Here is a 16,692-nt window from a genome sequence, read left to right on the forward strand (position 1 = left end):
AGTGCATGCATCTGAAGAGGACGGGGCTCCTGCTGGCTTCCATGCTGCTGAGCATCACGGGTTGCGCGGGCGGCGCCGACGACGGCCAGCCCTCGGGTTCCCTGGAGGCGCAGGAGGCCGCGGCGTCCCAGTGTGTGAAGCGGTTCGACGGCATCACCAGCTGCGCGCTGGGCCAGGCGCGGCTCGACGCGGTGGAGGACGGCCTGGCGGTGTCCAAGCTCGCGACCCAGAAGGACGGCGTCTCCAGCGGCTTCGCGCAGGCCGTGAAGTGGGAGCAGCGCGTGGCGATGAGCCTGGGCGCCAGGGGGGGCTACCAGCTGGCCGCGCGCGACGGCGATCAGGTCGTCAGCACGCTGAAGGTGACGCCGGGCCGTGAGGCGAACACGGTCACCATGGCCCCCGCGTTCACGGGCTCGCCGGGCGGCTCCGCGTACCAGATGAACATCTACCAGGGCGGCGTGCTCCAGGGCACCAGCCACCAGCCGGCCGGAATGGTCATCGTCTTCACCAACTGGCGGGACTTCATCCGCTGGGCGGAGCTGAACCACCACTTCCTGAACAACTTCGACGTCGACGGGCTGTCCACCGGCTCCGCGGAGACGAGCGTGGGCGCGTGCGTGTGGCGCGTGGACGCGGAGAAGAGCACCTTCACCGTGGAGATCGACGGCAAGTCCATCACCGGTGACTCGGTGGAGTTCATCGAGACCATCGCGGATGGCGCGTACCCGTACCGCCACTTCACGGGCATCGACACGCGCGCCATCGCCAGCCAGTACACCATCCGCTCGGAGTCCATCACCGAGCCCAAGGGCGCGAAGTAGCGCGGACCCCGCTCCAAGCGCCGGACGGGAGCCCCGCTCCCGTCCGGCGCGCGGCTAGCGCTGTCCCGAGACGGAGGAGGTGGGCGTCGCCATGTTGCGGCCGCTGCCGCCCACGCCCGCGGCGGGGCTCACCGCGCGCGTCGCCTCCAGCGGGGCCTTGCGGGCCGGCGCGAAGGAGGCGGGGACTTCGTTCGCGTAGAGCAGCTTGTAGGCGCTGTAGCTGCTGAGCACGCGCTTCACGTAGTCGCGCGTCTCGTCGAAGGCGATGTGCTCCACCCACTCGTCCAGCTCCGCGTCCGGCAGGGCCTTGCGCCAGCGCTCCACCGCCGCGGGGCCCGCGTTGTAGGCGGCCACCGCGTAGGCCGGGTTGCCGTCGAAGTGCTTGAGCAGCGAGCCCAGGTACGCCGCGCCCAGCCGGATGTTCTGCGCGGGCTGCAGGAGCGATGACACCTCGAACGACGCCAGCTTGAGCGAGTCCGCCACCTGCTTCGCCGTCCCGGGCATGAGCTGCGCGAGCCCCAGCGCGCCGGTGGCGGAGCGCGCGCTCGGGTTGAAGCGGCTCTCCTCGCGGATGAGGCCCTGCAAGAGGTCGGGGTCCACGCGCGCGGCGCGCGAGTAGCCCTGGATGAGCGGCCGGAACGCGAGCGGCCACGTCGCCTCCCACACCGGGCGGGACGCGGCGCTGAGCGGCCCCGCGGCCTCCTGGCGCAGCGTCACGCGGGCCACCTGGCGCGTGGCCCGGCCCCGGCCGGTGCGGCGCATGGTCTGGTAGAGCAGCCGCGCGGGCGCCTCCGCCAGGCCGCGCGTGTCCACCGCGAGCAGCTCCTCCACCACGCCCGGCTGGCCCAGGCGCAGCAGCTCCACGCCCGCCGCGAAGCGCGGGTCCTTCCGGAGCGGGCCGGGCGGCAGGGGCCAGACCTCGTCGTCGGCCGGCGCGGCGGTGTTCACCGTCTTCGCGGCGGCGGGCCGGGCCGAGGCCTCCGCCAGCCGGGCCAGGCGCTCCGGCGCGTGCTGCGCCAGGCGCGTCCGGGACAGCAGCCCGTACCACCCCGTGGGCCGCTCGGTGGCGATGAGCTCGTAGCGCGCGAGCGCCGCGTCCAGCGCGCCGCCGTTCTCCTGGACGCGGGCCTGCCAGTAGCGCGCGCGCCAGAGGGCGTCATCGGTGCGCGCGGCCTCCGGCAGCTGCTCCACCGCCATCAGCGACGCCAGGCCCTGCTGCGCCTCGCCGTTGCGCAGGTGCAGCCAGAAGGCGCGGAAGAGGGCCTCGGCGGCGAAGTTGCCGGCGGGGTAGCGCTTCGCCAGCGCCTCGTAGTTCTGGAGCGCCTCGTCCGCGCGGCCCAGGCGCTGCTGCGTCCAGGACTGGAAGAACAGCGCGTCGTCCGCGTAGCCGTGCTCCGGGTAGTCGCGGGCCAGCGTGGCGTAGGTGTCCACCGCCGCCTCGGGCTGCACCACCGACTGTGAGTACGCGAGCAGGTACAGCGCCTGCGGCCGCTGCTCGGGCGACTGGCACTCGCGCGCCACAGGCTCCAGCACCTGGATGGCGCGGCGGTGCTGGCGCTCCTTGCGCAGGGCGCGGCCCAGGGTGAGCTGGGCGCGGCAGGCCAGCTCGTCCGGCAGCTCCGTGCGAGGGCCCGAGCGGGCCAGCAGGTTCATGGCCGCGACGTTCTGGTGCAGCTCCACCAGCGCCTCCGCGCGGCGCACGCGCCACTTCATGGGCAGGGGCAGGTCGCGCAGCAGGGTGCGCGCGCGGTCCGCCTCCCGGGACAGGGGCGCGGTGGCCCAGACCTCCAGGAGCGCGCGGTGCTCCGCGTTGTACTGTCCCTGCGCGCGCGCCAGGTCGCAGTACGCGAGCAGCGCCTTCATCCGCAGCGGATCCGGCCCGCGCGCCTGCCGGTGGTCGATGAACTCCTGGAGCGCGGCGAGCGCCTCGGGGATCTTCAGCTGGCGCTTGAGCACGCGCGCCATGGTGAAGCGCGCCTCCGGGTAGAGCGGGGAGCTGGGGCTCACCGCGCCGTACTGCTCCGCCGCGCGCAGCGGCTTGTGCAGCCGCTCATGCGCCTGCGCGGCCTTCATCAGGCAGTGGTCGCGCAAGGGGACATAGTCCTCCGCGAGCGCGGTGAACTCCGCGGCGGCGGTGGTGAAGTCGCGCGCCAGGAACGCGCTCTGCGCCTGGAGGAAGCGGCCGGGGAGGGAAGGGGGGGCCTCCGTCGCGAGCAGCGCCCGCGCGGACTTGTACCGGCCCCGGTCGAGCTCCGCCTTCGCCTTCGCCAGCAGCCCTTCCGCGAAGTAGGGCGTCAGCCGCTCCGGCCCGAAGGCCTCCGCCGTCACCTCGTCCTGCGAGGGCTGCGCCGTCGGCGTGTCGAGCAGGGCCTCCAGCTTCTCCTCCGACATCACGTCGCCGGAGTCGTCCTCGTCGGGCGCCTGCGCCCACGCGGCGCCCGGAGCCCACAGGCCCGCGCACGCGAGCAAGACCGCCGCCGTTCCTCGAAGTCCGTCCATGCCAGCCCTCGTTCATCCGTCAGGGACCCCGATGGATTGGCACTGCGACCCCGCTTGGAACCTGCCCGCCTGTCCGCTTGACAGGCCCGCGTTGGCTTTCGTGCATCCGCCCCACGGCACACACCGGGAGCGCTGCACGAAAGCCAACGGCCCGGCGCCCGCGCGGGTGGCGTCTGGGGCGCTACATACCCAGGGGCGCCCGCCTGCCGTGAGGGCGCGGCGCTCCGCGCGGCGCGTCGCGCGGGATGCGGAGCGCCACCTCGTAGGGGTCCCGACCGCGCGGCCAGCCATTCACCGGAGGTGCGAGTGACGTCTGCCTTTCCTGTCACCCCCGCGTCGTCACGCGGTGGTGACAATTCGCTCCGACCCCGGAGTGGGGGAGGCATGTGACAGGTGATACATGAGGAGAATCGATGTGAATCATTGGCTCCTCTTGCAGCCCCTGGGTCTGTAGCTTTACCGTGGGCCTGCTCCCTCCCCCGGAGACTCATGGCCGCCCCGATTCCCCCGTCGTCGAGTGTCGCGGTTGAAGTGAAACCCCCTCTGGCCCGCGTCTGGTGGCTCGCCCTGCGGCCCAAGACGCTGACCGCGTCCATCGCCCCCACGCTGCTGGGCTGGGCCTTCGCCAACGCGGAGGGGCACTGGCAGCCCCTCCCGGCGCTCACGTTCCTGGTGGGCTTCGTGCTCATGCAGATCGTCAGCAACCTGGTGAACGACTACGCGGACTTCGAGCGGGGCGCGGACACCGAGGCGCGCCTGGGCCCCGCGCGCGTCACGCAGAAGGGCTGGCTCACGGCGCGCGAGGTGGCCACGGCCGCGGCGCTGGCGTTCACCGGCTCCTCGCTGGCGCTGCTGCTGCTGACCCAGGCGGATGGGTGGCCGGTGTTCCTGGGCGGCGCCTTCTGCCTGGGAGGCGCCGTCTTCTACTCCGCGGGCCCCGTCCCCCTGGGCTACCTGGGCCTGGGCGACGTGCTGGTGCTGATCATCTTCGGGCTCCTGGGGGTGAGCGGCAGCTACGGGGTGCTCACCCACCACGTCACGCCGGCCGTGGTGCTGGCGGGGCTGTCCATGGGGTTGTTCTCCGCGGGCATCCTCGCGGTGAACAACCTGCGCGACCGCAAGACGGACGTCGTCGCCGGCAAGCGCACGCTCGTGGTGCGCTTCGGCCAGCGCTTCGGGCAGTGGGAGTACACGGTGGCGGTGGCGGGCGCGTTCGTGCTCCCGGTGGTGGCCTGGGCGGTGATGCCCGAGCACCCCAAGGCCTGGCTCTTCACGCTGGCCGCCCTGCCGCTCGCGGTGAAGCAGATCCGCGCCATCTGGCGCGAGGACGGCGGCGCGCTCAACCCCTACCTGGGGAAGACGGCGGCGCTCGGGCTCGTCTTCGCGCTGCTCCTGTCCGCCGGCCTCAGCCTCTAGCCCGACGCCCCGAGTCATGCGACCGGGCCACCCAAGTCCCCCCGCGCGATTCGAAGTCCACGAATTGCGCGGACTCTCATAATGTGGTCAGTTTGAACCGATGAGGTGTTCTCCTCCCAACCCTTCCCGGACCTCACCGTCTCCGCGTGGCGGAGCGCTGGCGGCGTCGGGAATGGTGGGTCGCGTGGGCCCGCGCGTGAGGACACCTGCTCCCCTTCCTCCCCCTGACTGCCTCCGGCCTCGTCTTCCATGAACCGCTCAATCCTGTTGAAGAGCGCGTGGTGCGCCCTGCTGGTGCCCCTGCTGTCCTGCAACCTCCTCAAGGTCACTGACGACGAGGGGTCCACCACGGGCCGCGGCGCCAAGCGGTTCGACCCGTACCAGGGCCTCAACTCCGGCGCGATCCGCCTCAGCCTCCAGTACATCAACGGCTGCGCCTTCCTGCCCAACGGCCAGATGGCGGCGAAGAACGGCGTGCCCATCCCATACCCGGACGTGTGCATCACGCCGCTCGCGCAGAACCCGCTGACGCTGTCGCCCCCGGCGGGGACGATGCAGATCCTGTCGGACACGCAGTACTTCCTGAACCAGTTCTCCGTGACGGAGAGCGTGGTCAACCAGCACACCAACCCCACCGACCTGACGCCGGCGCTCAACTGGATCAAGACCCAGTCGGTGTTCGCCGGCCTGGACTGGACCAACGTCAACCAGGGGCCGGACGAGTGGACCTTCTACAGCCTCGCGGGCGCGGTGGAGGACTGCTGGACGCGTGAGGTGCAGTTCGGCAACGCCAACTGGCAGAAGGTGAAGGACGACACCATCACCGTGGAGGTGCTGGACGAGACGGGCGCCTCGCGCGCGAGCCAGACGTACCTGCGCTCGGAGCTGCTGGCCTCCTCGCCCTACGCCGGCCACAGCCGCTTCGCCTGGCGCTCGGAGAACCTGAAGGCGCCGCGCTTCCCCGGCGACAAGGACCCCGGCACGGTGACGGGCCTCGCGGGCGGCCTGGATCAGAGCCCCACCACGCGCACCATCGCGCGCGTGGACTGGGTGGGCAGCACCAACCCGTTCAAGGTGCTGCGCATCCCGCGCCTGTCGGGCCCTGGCGCGCTCAAGGCCACCTGGAGCCAGCTGCCGGACAAGCCGTTCTACTTCCCGGTGACGTACGTCATCCCGGAGGAGCGCCCGTCCACGTGCACCGACGACGCCGGCAACCCGGTGCAGTGCAGCCCGGGCCTGGACTCGCGGCTGGTGTTCTCGCCCCCGAAGGAGGGCAGCTTCTACAAGCCCGGCGAGGACGTGAGCGTCTACGTGGACCTGCGCGACAGCTCGGGGGCCCACCTGCACTCCAGCGACCTGCTGCCCAGCGCGCGGGACATCATCGGTGGCCAGTCCAACGGCGTGCTGACGTTCGTCCCCGGCGTCTTCTCCATCACGGGGGAGAACGACACCATGTCCAACGTGGCCATCGCGGGGCCGCTGCAGGACCTGAAGGTGCTGGGCAACCCCAGCGACGCGCCCCAGTTCTACGCGAGGCCGTTCCCGTTCCCCGTCTATGATGACGCCACGCTCACGGGCCTGACGCCGGGCCTCATCGACTACAAGTGGCCCACGCGCCAGACGTTCACGCTGCCGGAGAACGCGAAGCCGGGCACCTACGTGGCGCTGGTGAAGTTCAACCGCGGGTCCATGGGCGAGCGCGTCGCGAAGCTGAACCCCTTCTTCTTCCAGGTGGGCCAGGACGAGCCGACGACGTACCCGGGCAACGTGGGCAACTGCCAGCTGTGCCACCGCGGCGTGCTGTCGCTGGACAACCTGCGCCACGGGCTGTCGGTGGATCACATCGAGAGCTGCAAGGTCTGCCACCACTACGACACGGACACCGTGGGCCGCACGCAGGAGATGGTGCACCGCATCCACATGAACTCGCCCAACTACCCGGCGAACCGCGCGGACTGCACCGTGTGTCACCTGACGCGCAAGAGCGCCGAGCGGCCCAGCCTGGGGCTGTGCGGCTCGTGCCACATCTCGCAGCACGGTGACGAGTTCTTCCAGATCGCCTTCAGCCAGCGCGGCACGCCCAGCAAGTTCGGGAACTGCGCGCAGACGTGCCACGGCGGCGATCAGGTTCCCTCCAGCCACATCCTCCCCGCGAAGTAGGGGACGCGACCCGCCATGCACAGAGCCCTCTTCGTCGGAACGCTCCTCGGCGCGGCCCTGCTGAACGCCGGCTGCCAGGACAACTCCTCCACCCCCGCGGCGTCGAACTTCACGCCGCGCCCCGTCTACGAGAACCGCGAGCCGGAGGGGCTCACCACCCGGCTCTCCGGCTTCGCGGTGGACCCGGAGGCCTACTTCTTCAACCTGGCCAACTGCGCCGTGCCGCCCGCGCAGTGCCCGCTGCCGCCGCTGTACGCGGAGTTCAGCCCGCTGTTCCAGCGCTCGGTGGTGCGCGGGGCGCTCGTCACGTTGCAGGACACGGTGCCGGATCCCGCCACCGGCCAGCCGCCCGCGCCGGGCGCGCCCGTGCCCTCCGACGCGCAGGGCCTGTGGACGATGGAGAAGGTGCCCACCCGCAGGGGCGCGCCGTACTTCGTCCTGTCCGTGCCGGGGCCGGGGACGGTGGCCAACGACGTCGCGGGGCCCTTCCCGCTGCCGCCCGTGCCGGCGGGCAACTACCTGACCACCATGACGGTGCGCCCGGTGGTGCCGGCCCACAGCGCGTGCGTGGGCCTCGAAGCGCTCCAGATGAGCGACCAGGGCATCCTGGACGCGGTGGCCCGCTCCCTGAGCGCGGAGAGCGCCCCCGCGACCGTGACGGTGGCGGACCTGCTCAACCCGGCGAAGTACGGCGGCGTGACGGTGTTCTGGCTCTACGCCCCGGGCTTCCCCGTGTTCCGCGTGCCGGCGGACAACACGACGGTGGAGGCGTCCAGCGGCCGGGTGCTCCACGTGGAGTGGGCGCCCCCGGGCGCGCTGCCTCCGGCCCTGGCGCCGCTGCAGTCCGCGCGCGGCTTCTTCATCCCGCCGGGCCCGCCGGCGGCCAGCAGCTCGGTGGGCATCATCGTCGTCGTGCAGCCTCCGCTGATGGGGCCTCCGGCAACCATCACCTACACGGTGAAGGACACGCTGGAGATCGCGCCGGGGCAGGGGCCGCGCTTCGTGTTCCAGCCGCTGGATGTCCCGCAGGTCCCGGGCCTCGTCACGTTCGCCGGTCTCCAGCTGAACAGCACCGTGCCCACGACGACCGTGTCGATCCCGCCCCTCACCACCTGTCTGCCCGGGCAGTAGCAGTCGCCGTCGCAACGCCTCCGCTCCGTCCATCCCCGTCCCGTGGGGTGGCGGAGTGCCGTGTCCCCGTTCGTTCGGAGCACCGTCCCCATGATGAAGAAGATCCTGATCGCCGTAGGCGTCCTGGTCGCGCTGGCCTTGATTGGCGCGGGTACCGCCATGGGTGTCGCCACCCACAAGATCAACAAGACGTATGACTACGTCGCGCTGCCCAACATCGTGCGGGACAGCACTCCGGAGGGCATTGCCCGCGGTGAGCAGGTGTTCCGCGCGGTGTGCGGCGAGTGTCACGCGGGCGGCGGCAACACCAAGCCCGTGGGCGGCCGGATGCACGACTTCCCGGCCGAGCTGGGCACGTTCTACTCCGCGAACATCACCTCCGACATGGAGAAGGGCGTGGGCGCCTGGACGGACCAGGAGATCGCCCGCATGGTGATCAACGGCATCGACAAGAACCACCACTTCCGCCCCATGCCCCCGTTCCCCAACATGGGTGACAAGGACATCGCGGCGGTCATCGGGTTCATGCGCTCCGGGCACCCGGACTTCGCGCCGGAGAAGCAGCAGCCGCCGCGCTCCGAGCTGACGCCGCCGGGCCGCATGGCGTTCGCGTTCGCCATGGGCATCAACGACAAGGGCCGCACGGAGCCGGTGCCCGTGCCCGCGAAGGCGGCGGACTCCGTGGAGTACGGCCGCTACCTCGCCTCCGCCGTCTACGACTGCACCTTCTGCCACTCGCCGGGCCTGGAGAGCAGCGCGGTGAAGATGCAGCACCCGGAGACGCTGCTGAGCGGCGGCTTCGAGTTCGACCTGGTGCCGCTGGGCGGCGAGGGCAAGCTGCTGTCGCCCAACATCACCCCCAGCGAGACGGCCGGCATCGGCAAGTGGACGCTGGACGAGTTCAAGCACGCGATGATCACCGGCATCACGCCCGGGGGCTTCATCCTGCGCCCGCCCATGCCCAAGTACCGCTACGCGGACGACGTGGAGCTCGCGGCCCTCTACACCTTCCTGCGCTCCGTGAAGGCCAACGACACGGTGGTGCCGCCGCCCACCCACGGCCGCCCCAAGGTGGAGCCCTCCAACAGCGACCCGGAGAAGATGTTCAGCGCCCTCGGCTGCGCGACCTGCCACGCCCCCGGCAAGGCCTACGAGGCCAAGCTCCAGGGCGCCAAGGGCAAGTCCCCGGAGGAGGTGGCCAAGTGGATCCGCAACCCGGAGTCCTTCAAGCCCGGCACTCAGATGCCCACCTACGAGTCGCTCGTCGACGAGAACAACGCCCTGACCCTGGCCAGGTACGTCCTGGGCAAGACGGGCGGCGGCGTGAGCGAAGGCACCACGCCCTGAGCCTGGCGTCGGTGTGAGCTGCTCCCCCGCGTGAGTGTCGACACGCGGGGGCGGGCCGCTTCAGGAGGGCGTGACGCCGGCCACGAGGTAGAAGCGCACCTGGCCGGAGTTGACGGCGTAGGCGACGTCCACGCCCAGCAGGGGCAGCACCACGTTGTTGAGGTACAGCCGGAGCCCCGCGCCCACGCCCTGGGCCACGGTGACGGCCTTCTGTTGCGCCAGCGTCTGCGGCAGGTAGCCGCGGATGAGGCGGCCGCTCGGGTCGAGCAGGACGCCGTCCGAGGGCAGCTCCCTCCAGGCGATGGCGCCCGTGTCGGAGAAGCCCACGCCCCGGAAGGCCAGCGACTTCACCTTGAAGAGCGGGAAGTGGTACTCGGCGGTGAAGGTGAGCCGGGTGTCGCCGCGGAACTGCCGGTACTGGAAGCCGCGCAGCGTGTTGCCGCCCATCACCAGCTCCTGGTGGAAGGGCAGGTCCTTGCCCAGGGCCAGCTCGCCGCGCAGCACCAGGTTGTTCTCCGTGAAGAAGCGGAGGCCGTGGCGGTAGAGGAGGCCGAACTTGCGGTAGCGGAAGTCGCTCCACACGCCCGGGGAGGACACCTCGTAGGAGGCCTCCAGGTTGAGCCCCTCCGTCACCGCGTGCAGCGTCTGGCGCGAGTCCAGGCCCACCATGAAGCGCAGCGACGTGTCGCGCAGGGCCGGGCCGGTGGAGAACGCCTGGCTCGTCACCGGCTTCTTGGCGTCCGGGGACTGCGCGTCGATGCTGGCGAGGCGGTACTTCGCCGCCGCGCGCACGCGCTCGAAGAGGATGAAGCCCAGCTCGGAGCTGATGGACGCGGAGTTGAGGCGCGTGCGCCGGAGGATCTCCGGATCGTCCTGGCTGGGGCCCGGGCGGTATTCATCCACGCGGTCGCTCTTCAGCTGCCCCTCCAGGCTGAACTTGAGCTGCGGCAGGCCGAAGAGGATGGGGTCCAGGTAGCCCACGTACAGGCCGCTCTCGCCGGTGCTCACCTGCGCCGCGACGGCGACCTTCTTCGCGCGGCCGCCCAGGTTGTTCTCCGCGTAGAGCAGCCCGCCGCCGGTGTTCGCGGAGGACAGGGCTACCGTGGGGGCCACCACCCACGACGCCTTGTCCTTCACCCGCAGCACCAGCCGCACGCGCCCGTCGGACAGGGGCTCCGTGCTCACGCGGGCCTCCTGGAAGAGGCCCGTGGCCAGCAGGCGCCGCTCCACCTTCTCCAGCTCCTCGCTGTCCACCTCGTCGCCCACGTCCACGCGCCCGAACGAGCGCACCGTCCCGGAGGTCGTCTTGTTCGCGCCCTCCACCGTCACCTCCGCCACCTCGCGGCGGTCGGGCGTGGAGGCGGGCGTGTCCTCGTCGGCGTGGGCGAGGGGGGCTCCCAGGCCCGGCAGGGCCATGGCGAGGACGGACAGGTGACGGCGGACGCGGTGGGGGATCACGCCCTGCTCATACCGCACCCTCCTTGGGTCCTGGCTGTTTCGGCGCGTGTCGGCCGGCGCGGGCGCGCGATGCTCAACGTTCGGCGCGCGCCGCCCGGGGGCCGGGTTGCCCGAGGCTCCACGGGAGGACCATCCGACACGCGGGCCCACCCGCCTCGTCGACGAGGCGGCGCTCCCGGACCGGACGCCTTCCCGCCGGGCGGGTGAGCGGGACGGGGCGCTTTGCGCGGGGGCGGGTGGAGGCTACCGTGCGGCCCGCATCGGCCGTGGTCCCCGTCCCGCACCCGAGGAGTCCCTTCGCATGTCCCGCGCCGCCCCCGACTTCGACCTGGCCTCCGTGGACGTGGAGGGCTTCTACCGGGAGCTGAAGGCGCTGCGCGCGCGGCTGGACGCGAACCTGGGGGACGCGGACGCGGCGCACCTGCGGAAGATGGAGCGCTGGGGCAGGGTGGCGTCGGTGCTGGGCGTGGCCACGGCGTGGATCGCCCCCAACCCGCTCTCCGCCGTGGCGCTGGGCCTGGGCCGCTCCACGCGCTGGCTGCTCATGCACCACGTGGGGCACCGCGGCTATGACCGCGTGCCGGGCATGCCCGCGTCGCGCACCAGCAAGGGCTTCGCGAAGGGCGCCCGCCGGTTCGTGGACTGGCTGGACTGGATGCTGCCGGAGGCGTGGGTCTTCGAGCACAACGTGCTGCACCACTCGCACACCGGCGAGGAGGCGGATCCGGACCTGCTGGAGCGCAACGCGGAGGGCACGCTGCGCGACACCGGCCGGCCGCTGCCCCTGCGCTACGTGCAGCTGGGGCTCCTGGCCCTCACGTGGCGCGCGAGCTACTACGCGCCGGAGACGCTGGGCTCGCTGCGCCGCAAGGGGCGGCGCGAGGGCGGGGCGCTGACGCGCGCGGAGGTCTGGGAGCTGGTCTCGCGCTGCTACCTGCCCTACGCGGCCGTCTACTTCGGGCTGTACCCGGCGGCGTTCCTGGTGCTGGGGCCGTGGGCGGCGTTCAGCGTGCTCTGCAACTCCGTGCTGGCGGACGTCGTCACCAACCTGCACACGTTCTTCGTGGTGGGGCCCAACCACACCGGCGAGGACCTGTACCGCTTCGACTCGGCGCCCGCGAACAAGGCGGAGCGCATGGTGCAGCAGGTGGTGGGCAGCGCGAACTACCGCACGGGCGGCGACCTCAACGACTTCGCCCACCTGTGGCTGAACTACCAGATTGAACACCACCTCTGGCCGGACCTGCCGATGCTGAAGTACCGCGAGGCGCAGCCCCACGTGAAGGCGCTCTGCGAGAAGTACGGCATCCCCTACGTGCAGGAGAGCGTCTGGACGCGCGCGCGGAAGATGGTGGACGTCGTCGTGGGCAAGGCGTCCATGAGGCGGCTGGTGAAGGCCGCGGCGCCCGCGATGTCCGCCGCGGACGCCCGGGCGGAGGCCTCCGCGGCCTGAGCGTCAGGCGGGCGGCGCGCGACGGCGGCGGGACACCGGGGCGAGCGCCACGGGCGTGGCCTCGGGCGCCGTGTCCTCGCGGCGCACGGCCTCCGCGTTCACCACGCGCGTGCCGTCGGGCTGGACGGGCAGCCCCAGCGTCTCCACGAACAGGCGGTAGCTCTCCTCCAGGCGGCGGTGCAGCGCGCCGAAGGTCTGGTGCGCGGTGCCGGGCATGTCCTCGGTGTAGGTGAAGTACCAGCGCAGCTCGTCCAGGCGGGCGTAGAAGTGGTCCACCACCGCCTGCTCCTGCTCGGTGAGGTGGATGAGCTGGGCGAAGGCGCCGTCCGCGTAGCGCGAGGCCACCGTCTCCACCAGCGGGTCGCGGCTGCGCAGGCGGGAGAAGAGGAGGAACATCTCGTCCCGGCGCGCGGCCAGCCGGCGCATGATGCCCGCGGCGTCGAGGGCGAGCAGGTTGCGCACGCGCGCGGAGGTTTCTTCGGCCTTCTTGCGGCGAGCCATGGTGCGACACAGCCTACCGTCAGTGGCACCCCTCCACGCCAGGGGCTGCCCTCTCCGTGGGGCGCCGGGCGGCCGGGCCCATGTCGGCCCCACGGCGATGCGGCGCGGCGGGAGAGCGGTTGTTACGGTGGGGCCACCATGGTGCTCAAGATCGTCCAGGCGGGGGAGCCGGTGCTGCGCCAGCGCGCGCGGGAGCTGACCCCGGAAGAAATCGGCAGCGAGGACACGCGGCGGCTCATCCAGCTGATGCGCGACACGATGCGCGACGCGCCCGGCGTGGGGCTCGCGGCACCCCAGGTGGGCGTGGGGCTGCGGCTGGTGGTCATCGAGGACCGCGCGGAGTACCAGGCCGGCGCGTCGCCCGCGGACCTGGCGCTCCGGGAGCGGGCGCCGGTGGCCTTCCACGTCCTCATCAACCCCAGGCTGGTGGTGGAGGACCCCACGCCCATGGAGTTCCACGAGGGCTGCCTGAGCGTGAACGGGCTGGCGGCGCTGGTGGCCCGGGCGCGCGGCGTGCGCGTGGAGGCGCTGGACGAGCACGGGCGGCCGGTGACGGTGTCCGCGCGCGGCTGGTACGCGCGCATCCTCCAGCACGAGCTGGACCACCTGGACGGCACGCTCTACGTGGACCGCATGGAGACGCGCAGCCTCACGACGCAGGAGAACCACCGCCGGCACTGGCTGGGCAGGAGCACGGCCCAGGTGCGCACGGCGCTGGGACTGCCGGAGCAGCCCCCCTCGACTCCCCGAAAGGACCCGACATGAGCAGCAAGCTGTTCACCCCCTTGAAGCTGCGGGACATCACCTTGCGCAACCGCGTGGTGGTGTCTCCCATGTGCCAGTACTCGAGCGACGACGGCTTCGCGAACGAGTGGCACGTGGTGCACCTGGGCAGCCGCGCGGTGGGCGGCGCGGGGCTGGTGCTGACGGAGGCCACGGCGGTGGAGCCGGAGGGCCGCATCTCGCCGCAGGACCTGGGGCTGTGGAAGGACGCGCACGTGGAGCAACTGGCGCGCATCAACCGGTTCATGCACCAGAACGGCGCCGCGTCCGGCGTCCAGTTGGCGCACGCGGGCCGCAAGGCGTCCACGCCCCGGCCGTGGGATGCGGGCAAGCGCGTGGAGCCGGAGCACGGCGGCTGGCAGGTGCTGGGGCCCACGACGGAGGCGTTCGAGGAGGGCTACCCGGTGCCCACGGCGCTGGACGAGGCGGGCATCCAGCGCATCGTGAAGGCGTTCGCGGACGCGGCCGTGCGGGCGAAGGCGGCGGGGTTCCAGGTCATCGAGCTGCACGCGGCGCACGGCTACCTGCTGCACGAGTTCCTGTCGCCGCTGTCGAACAAGCGGACGGACCGGTACGGCGGGACGTTCGAGAACCGGACGCGCTTCGCGCTGGAGGTGACGCGGGCCGTGCGCGCGAAGTGGCCGGAGTCGCTCCCGCTCTTCATGCGCGTCTCCGCCACGGACTGGGTGGAGGGAGGCTGGGCGCCGGAGGACTCCGTGGCGCTGGCGCGGCTGGTGGCGAAGGAGGGCGTGGACCTGCTGGATTGCTCGTCCGGCGGCGTGGTGCCGTCCGCGAAGATTCCGGTGGGGCCGGGCTACCAGACGCACCTGGCGGAGCGGGTGCGCAAGGAGACCGGCCTGCTGACGGGCGCGGTGGGGATGATCCGCTCCGCGTACCAGGCCGAGCACATCCTGGCCTCGGGGCAGGCGGACGTCGTCTTCCTGGCGCGGGAGCTGCTGAGGGATCCGTACTGGCCGCTGCGCGCGGCGAAGGAGCTGCGCTCGGACGTGCTGTGGCCGCACCAGTACGAGCGCGCGAAGAACTGATCGGCGTAGGCTCCCGCGCATGCTGACCGAGGTGCAGGCGGGCCCCTATACCGTGCGCGGCGTGTCCGTGGGCGGCGTGTATACGTCGCTCCTGGTGCCGGAGCTGGGGGTGCTGCTCGACGCGGGCATCCCCATCCGCTCCTTCGCCACCACGGACCGCATCTTCCTCAGCCACGGGCACGCGGACCATGCGAGCGCGTTGGGCTCGCTGCTGGGCATCCGCGCGCTCGTGGGGAGGGGGCCGCCGTTCATCTACCTGCCGGCGGAGATCGAAGCGCCGGTGCAGGAGGCGCTCGCGGCGCTGGGGCGCCTGCACCGGATGAAGTCGGAGATCCGCACCGTCCCGCTGCGCCCCGGCGACACCGTGAAGGTGCAGCAGGACGTGTGGGTCCGCGCCTTCCGCACGCACCACCCCGTGCCGTCGCTGGGGTACCAGTTCCTGCGCCGCGTCTCGAAGCTCAAGGCCGGGTTCCGCGAGCTGCCGCCCGCGGAGATCGGCCGTCGCCGCCGGGCCGGCGAGCCCCTGTTCGACGAGGTCGAGCGCCTGGAGCTGGCCTACTGCACCGACACGCTCTCCAACGTGCTGGAGCGCCAGCCGTCGCTGTTCGACAGCCGGGTGCTCATCCTCGAATGCACGTTCATCGACGCGGAGCGCACCGTGCGCGACGCGCAGGAGCGGGCCCACATCCACCTGGAGGAGATCGCCTCCCTGGCGGACCGCTTCCAGAACGAGGCGCTGGTCCTGATGCACTTCAGTCAGGCTTACAGCCCCGCGCAGGTCCACGCGACGCTCCAGGCCCGGCTGCCCGCGTCGCTGCTCGAGCGCGTGCGAGTCTTCGCGCCTGACGCCGGCCGCTGGTTCGGTTGACCCGGGGGCCGGCCTGCCTGGAGGCTGCCATGACGTCCTCATCCCCGCGTCACGTCCTCATCGCCGGTGCTGGCATTGGAGGCCTGACGCTGGCCTGCGCCCTCCAGCGCGCGGGCCTCCACGCCACCGTGTTCGAGCGCGCCGATGCCCTGCGTCCCGTGGGCGCGGGCCTCATCGTGCAGATGAACGCCTCGGTCGCGCTGCGCCGCATCGGCCTGTGTGACGCGGTGGTCGCGGAGGGCGAGCGCGCCGAGCGGACCGTCATCCTCGAACCCACCGGAGCCCCCATCACCCGCGTGGACGCGCGGTCGCTCCAGGCGGAGCTGGATGCTCCGATGGTGGCCCTCCACCGCGCCCGCCTCCAGGCCGTCCTCCGCGCCCACGCGGGCCCGGAGGACGCCGTGCGGCTGGGCGTCGCCGTGACGGGCTTCCAGGATGACGGCGAGCGCGTCACGGTGACGTTGTCGGATGGCGGCACCCTCACGGGCGATGTCCTGGTGGGCGCGGATGGGCTGCGCTCCTCCGTGCGGACCGGCCTGCTGGGAGCGCGGCCCACCCGCTACTCCGGCTATACCAGCTGGCGCGGTGTCTGCGCGGGCGCGGAGCTGGTGCAGGCGGGCCACTTCACCGAGACGTGGGGCCGGGGCGCGCGCTTCGGCGTCGTGCCCATCGGGCATGGCGAGGTGTACTGGTACGCCACGCTGAACGCGCCCGCGGGCGCGGAGGATGCGCCGGGACAGACGCTCGCTGTCCTCCAGGAGCGCTTCAAGGGATGGCACGCGCCCATCGCGCGGCTGCTCGCGGCGACGTCGCCCGAGCGCGTCCTGCGCACGGACATCCACGACCGTCCGCCGGTGCGGCGCTGGAGCCGGGGCCGGGTGACGCTGCTGGGGGACGCCGCGCACCCGATGACGCCGAACCTGGGGCAGGGCGGGTGTCAGGCCATCGAAGATGGCGTCGTGCTGGGAGAGTGTCTCGCGGCGCCAGGGCGCGTGGAGGACGCGCTGCGGGCCTACGAGGCCCGCCGGGTGAAACGCGCCAACACGCTGGTCGTTCGCTCACTTCAGGTGGGACGCGTGGCTCAATGGGAAAGTGGACTCGCGTGCTTTGTCCGCGATGCGCTATTCCGCCGGGTTCCTGAGTCGACCGCGCGACGGCAGCTACGGACGCTTGTCCAGGACACGCGCTGAGGCGAGCTCAGTAGAGTTT

The 16,692-nt window shown here is 72.0% G+C and carries 13 protein-coding genes; 10 read left to right on the forward strand and 3 right to left on the reverse strand.

Annotated features, from left to right (window positions below; all coding sequences use genetic code 11):
• The first annotated feature begins 5 nt into the window (after positions 1-5).
• On the forward strand, positions 6-821 hold the full coding sequence (locus U8525_RS17635; protein WP_374267146.1) for a hypothetical protein: 816 nt from the start codon (positions 6-8) through the stop codon (positions 819-821).
• 54 nt (positions 822-875) lie between these two features.
• On the opposite strand, the gene U8525_RS17640 is transcribed toward U8525_RS17635, so the two are convergent.
• A complete protein-coding gene (locus U8525_RS17640) occupies positions 876-3,320 on the reverse strand; it encodes a transglycosylase SLT domain-containing protein (RefSeq protein ID WP_374267148.1) in 2,445 nt (814 codons plus the stop codon).
• A gap of 531 nt (positions 3,321-3,851) precedes the next feature.
• Between U8525_RS17640 and menA the strand changes: the two genes are divergently transcribed.
• The 4 genes from menA to U8525_RS17660 all read left to right on the forward strand — a co-directional run bounded on the left by menA (position 3,852) and on the right by U8525_RS17660 (position 9,374).
• Positions 3,852-4,736: a 1,4-dihydroxy-2-naphthoate octaprenyltransferase gene (gene menA / locus U8525_RS17645; RefSeq protein ID WP_374267150.1), complete on the forward strand. Its 885-nt coding sequence runs from the start codon at positions 3,852-3,854 to the stop codon at positions 4,734-4,736.
• A gap of 249 nt (positions 4,737-4,985) precedes the next feature.
• On the forward strand, positions 4,986-6,896 hold the full coding sequence (locus U8525_RS17650; protein WP_374267152.1) for a hypothetical protein: 1,911 nt from the start codon (positions 4,986-4,988) through the stop codon (positions 6,894-6,896).
• 15 nt (positions 6,897-6,911) lie between these two features.
• Complete coding sequence (locus U8525_RS17655) at positions 6,912-8,027, forward strand: hypothetical protein (RefSeq protein ID WP_374267154.1); 1,116 nt, start codon at positions 6,912-6,914, stop codon at positions 8,025-8,027.
• 90 nt (positions 8,028-8,117) lie between these two features.
• Positions 8,118-9,374, forward strand: coding sequence for a c-type cytochrome (locus U8525_RS17660; RefSeq protein ID WP_374267156.1), 1,257 nt, complete (start codon positions 8,118-8,120; stop codon positions 9,372-9,374).
• Positions 9,375-9,434: 60 nt separating this feature from the next.
• On the opposite strand, the gene U8525_RS17665 is transcribed toward U8525_RS17660, so the two are convergent.
• On the reverse strand, positions 9,435-10,832 hold the full coding sequence (locus U8525_RS17665) for a BamA/TamA family outer membrane protein (protein WP_374267158.1): 1,398 nt from the start codon (positions 10,830-10,832) through the stop codon (positions 9,435-9,437).
• A gap of 301 nt (positions 10,833-11,133) precedes the next feature.
• On the opposite strand from U8525_RS17665, the gene U8525_RS17670 reads away from it, so the two are divergent.
• Positions 11,134-12,285 carry a fatty acid desaturase gene (locus U8525_RS17670; protein ID WP_374267160.1) on the forward strand — a complete coding sequence of 384 codons (1,152 nt, stop codon included), beginning with the start codon at positions 11,134-11,136 and terminating at the stop codon, positions 12,283-12,285.
• Positions 12,286-12,288: 3 nt separating this feature from the next.
• Here U8525_RS17670 and U8525_RS17675 read toward each other — a convergent pair whose 3' ends face one another.
• Positions 12,289-12,786, reverse strand: a complete 498-nt coding sequence (locus U8525_RS17675) for a hypothetical protein (protein WP_374267162.1) — start codon at positions 12,784-12,786, stop codon at positions 12,289-12,291.
• A 138-nt stretch (positions 12,787-12,924) separates the two neighbouring features.
• Between U8525_RS17675 and def the strand changes: the two genes are divergently transcribed.
• From def to U8525_RS17695, 4 genes are read left to right on the forward strand one after another with little or no spacing between them, the layout of a single operon-like run.
• Positions 12,925-13,551 carry a peptide deformylase gene (gene def / locus U8525_RS17680; protein ID WP_374267164.1) on the forward strand — a complete coding sequence of 209 codons (627 nt, stop codon included), beginning with the start codon at positions 12,925-12,927 and terminating at the stop codon, positions 13,549-13,551.
• Entirely contained in the window at positions 13,548-14,615 is a 1,068-nt protein-coding gene (locus U8525_RS17685) for an NADH:flavin oxidoreductase/NADH oxidase (protein ID WP_374267166.1), read from the forward strand. The genes def and U8525_RS17685 overlap by 4 nt, the downstream gene beginning before the upstream one ends.
• Before the next feature lie 19 nt (positions 14,616-14,634).
• A complete protein-coding gene (locus U8525_RS17690) occupies positions 14,635-15,483 on the forward strand; it encodes an MBL fold metallo-hydrolase (RefSeq protein WP_374267168.1) in 849 nt (282 codons plus the stop codon).
• 29 nt (positions 15,484-15,512) lie between these two features.
• Positions 15,513-16,673 (forward strand): FAD-dependent monooxygenase, encoded by a 1,161-nt coding sequence (locus tag U8525_RS17695; protein ID WP_374267170.1) that lies wholly within the window; start codon positions 15,513-15,515, stop codon positions 16,671-16,673.
• Positions 16,674-16,692: the final 19 nt, after the last annotated feature.

Origin of the sequence: Corallococcus sp. RDP092CA, from assembly GCF_041903675.1 — a bacterium.
Classification (GTDB): domain Bacteria; phylum Myxococcota; class Myxococcia; order Myxococcales; family Myxococcaceae; genus Corallococcus.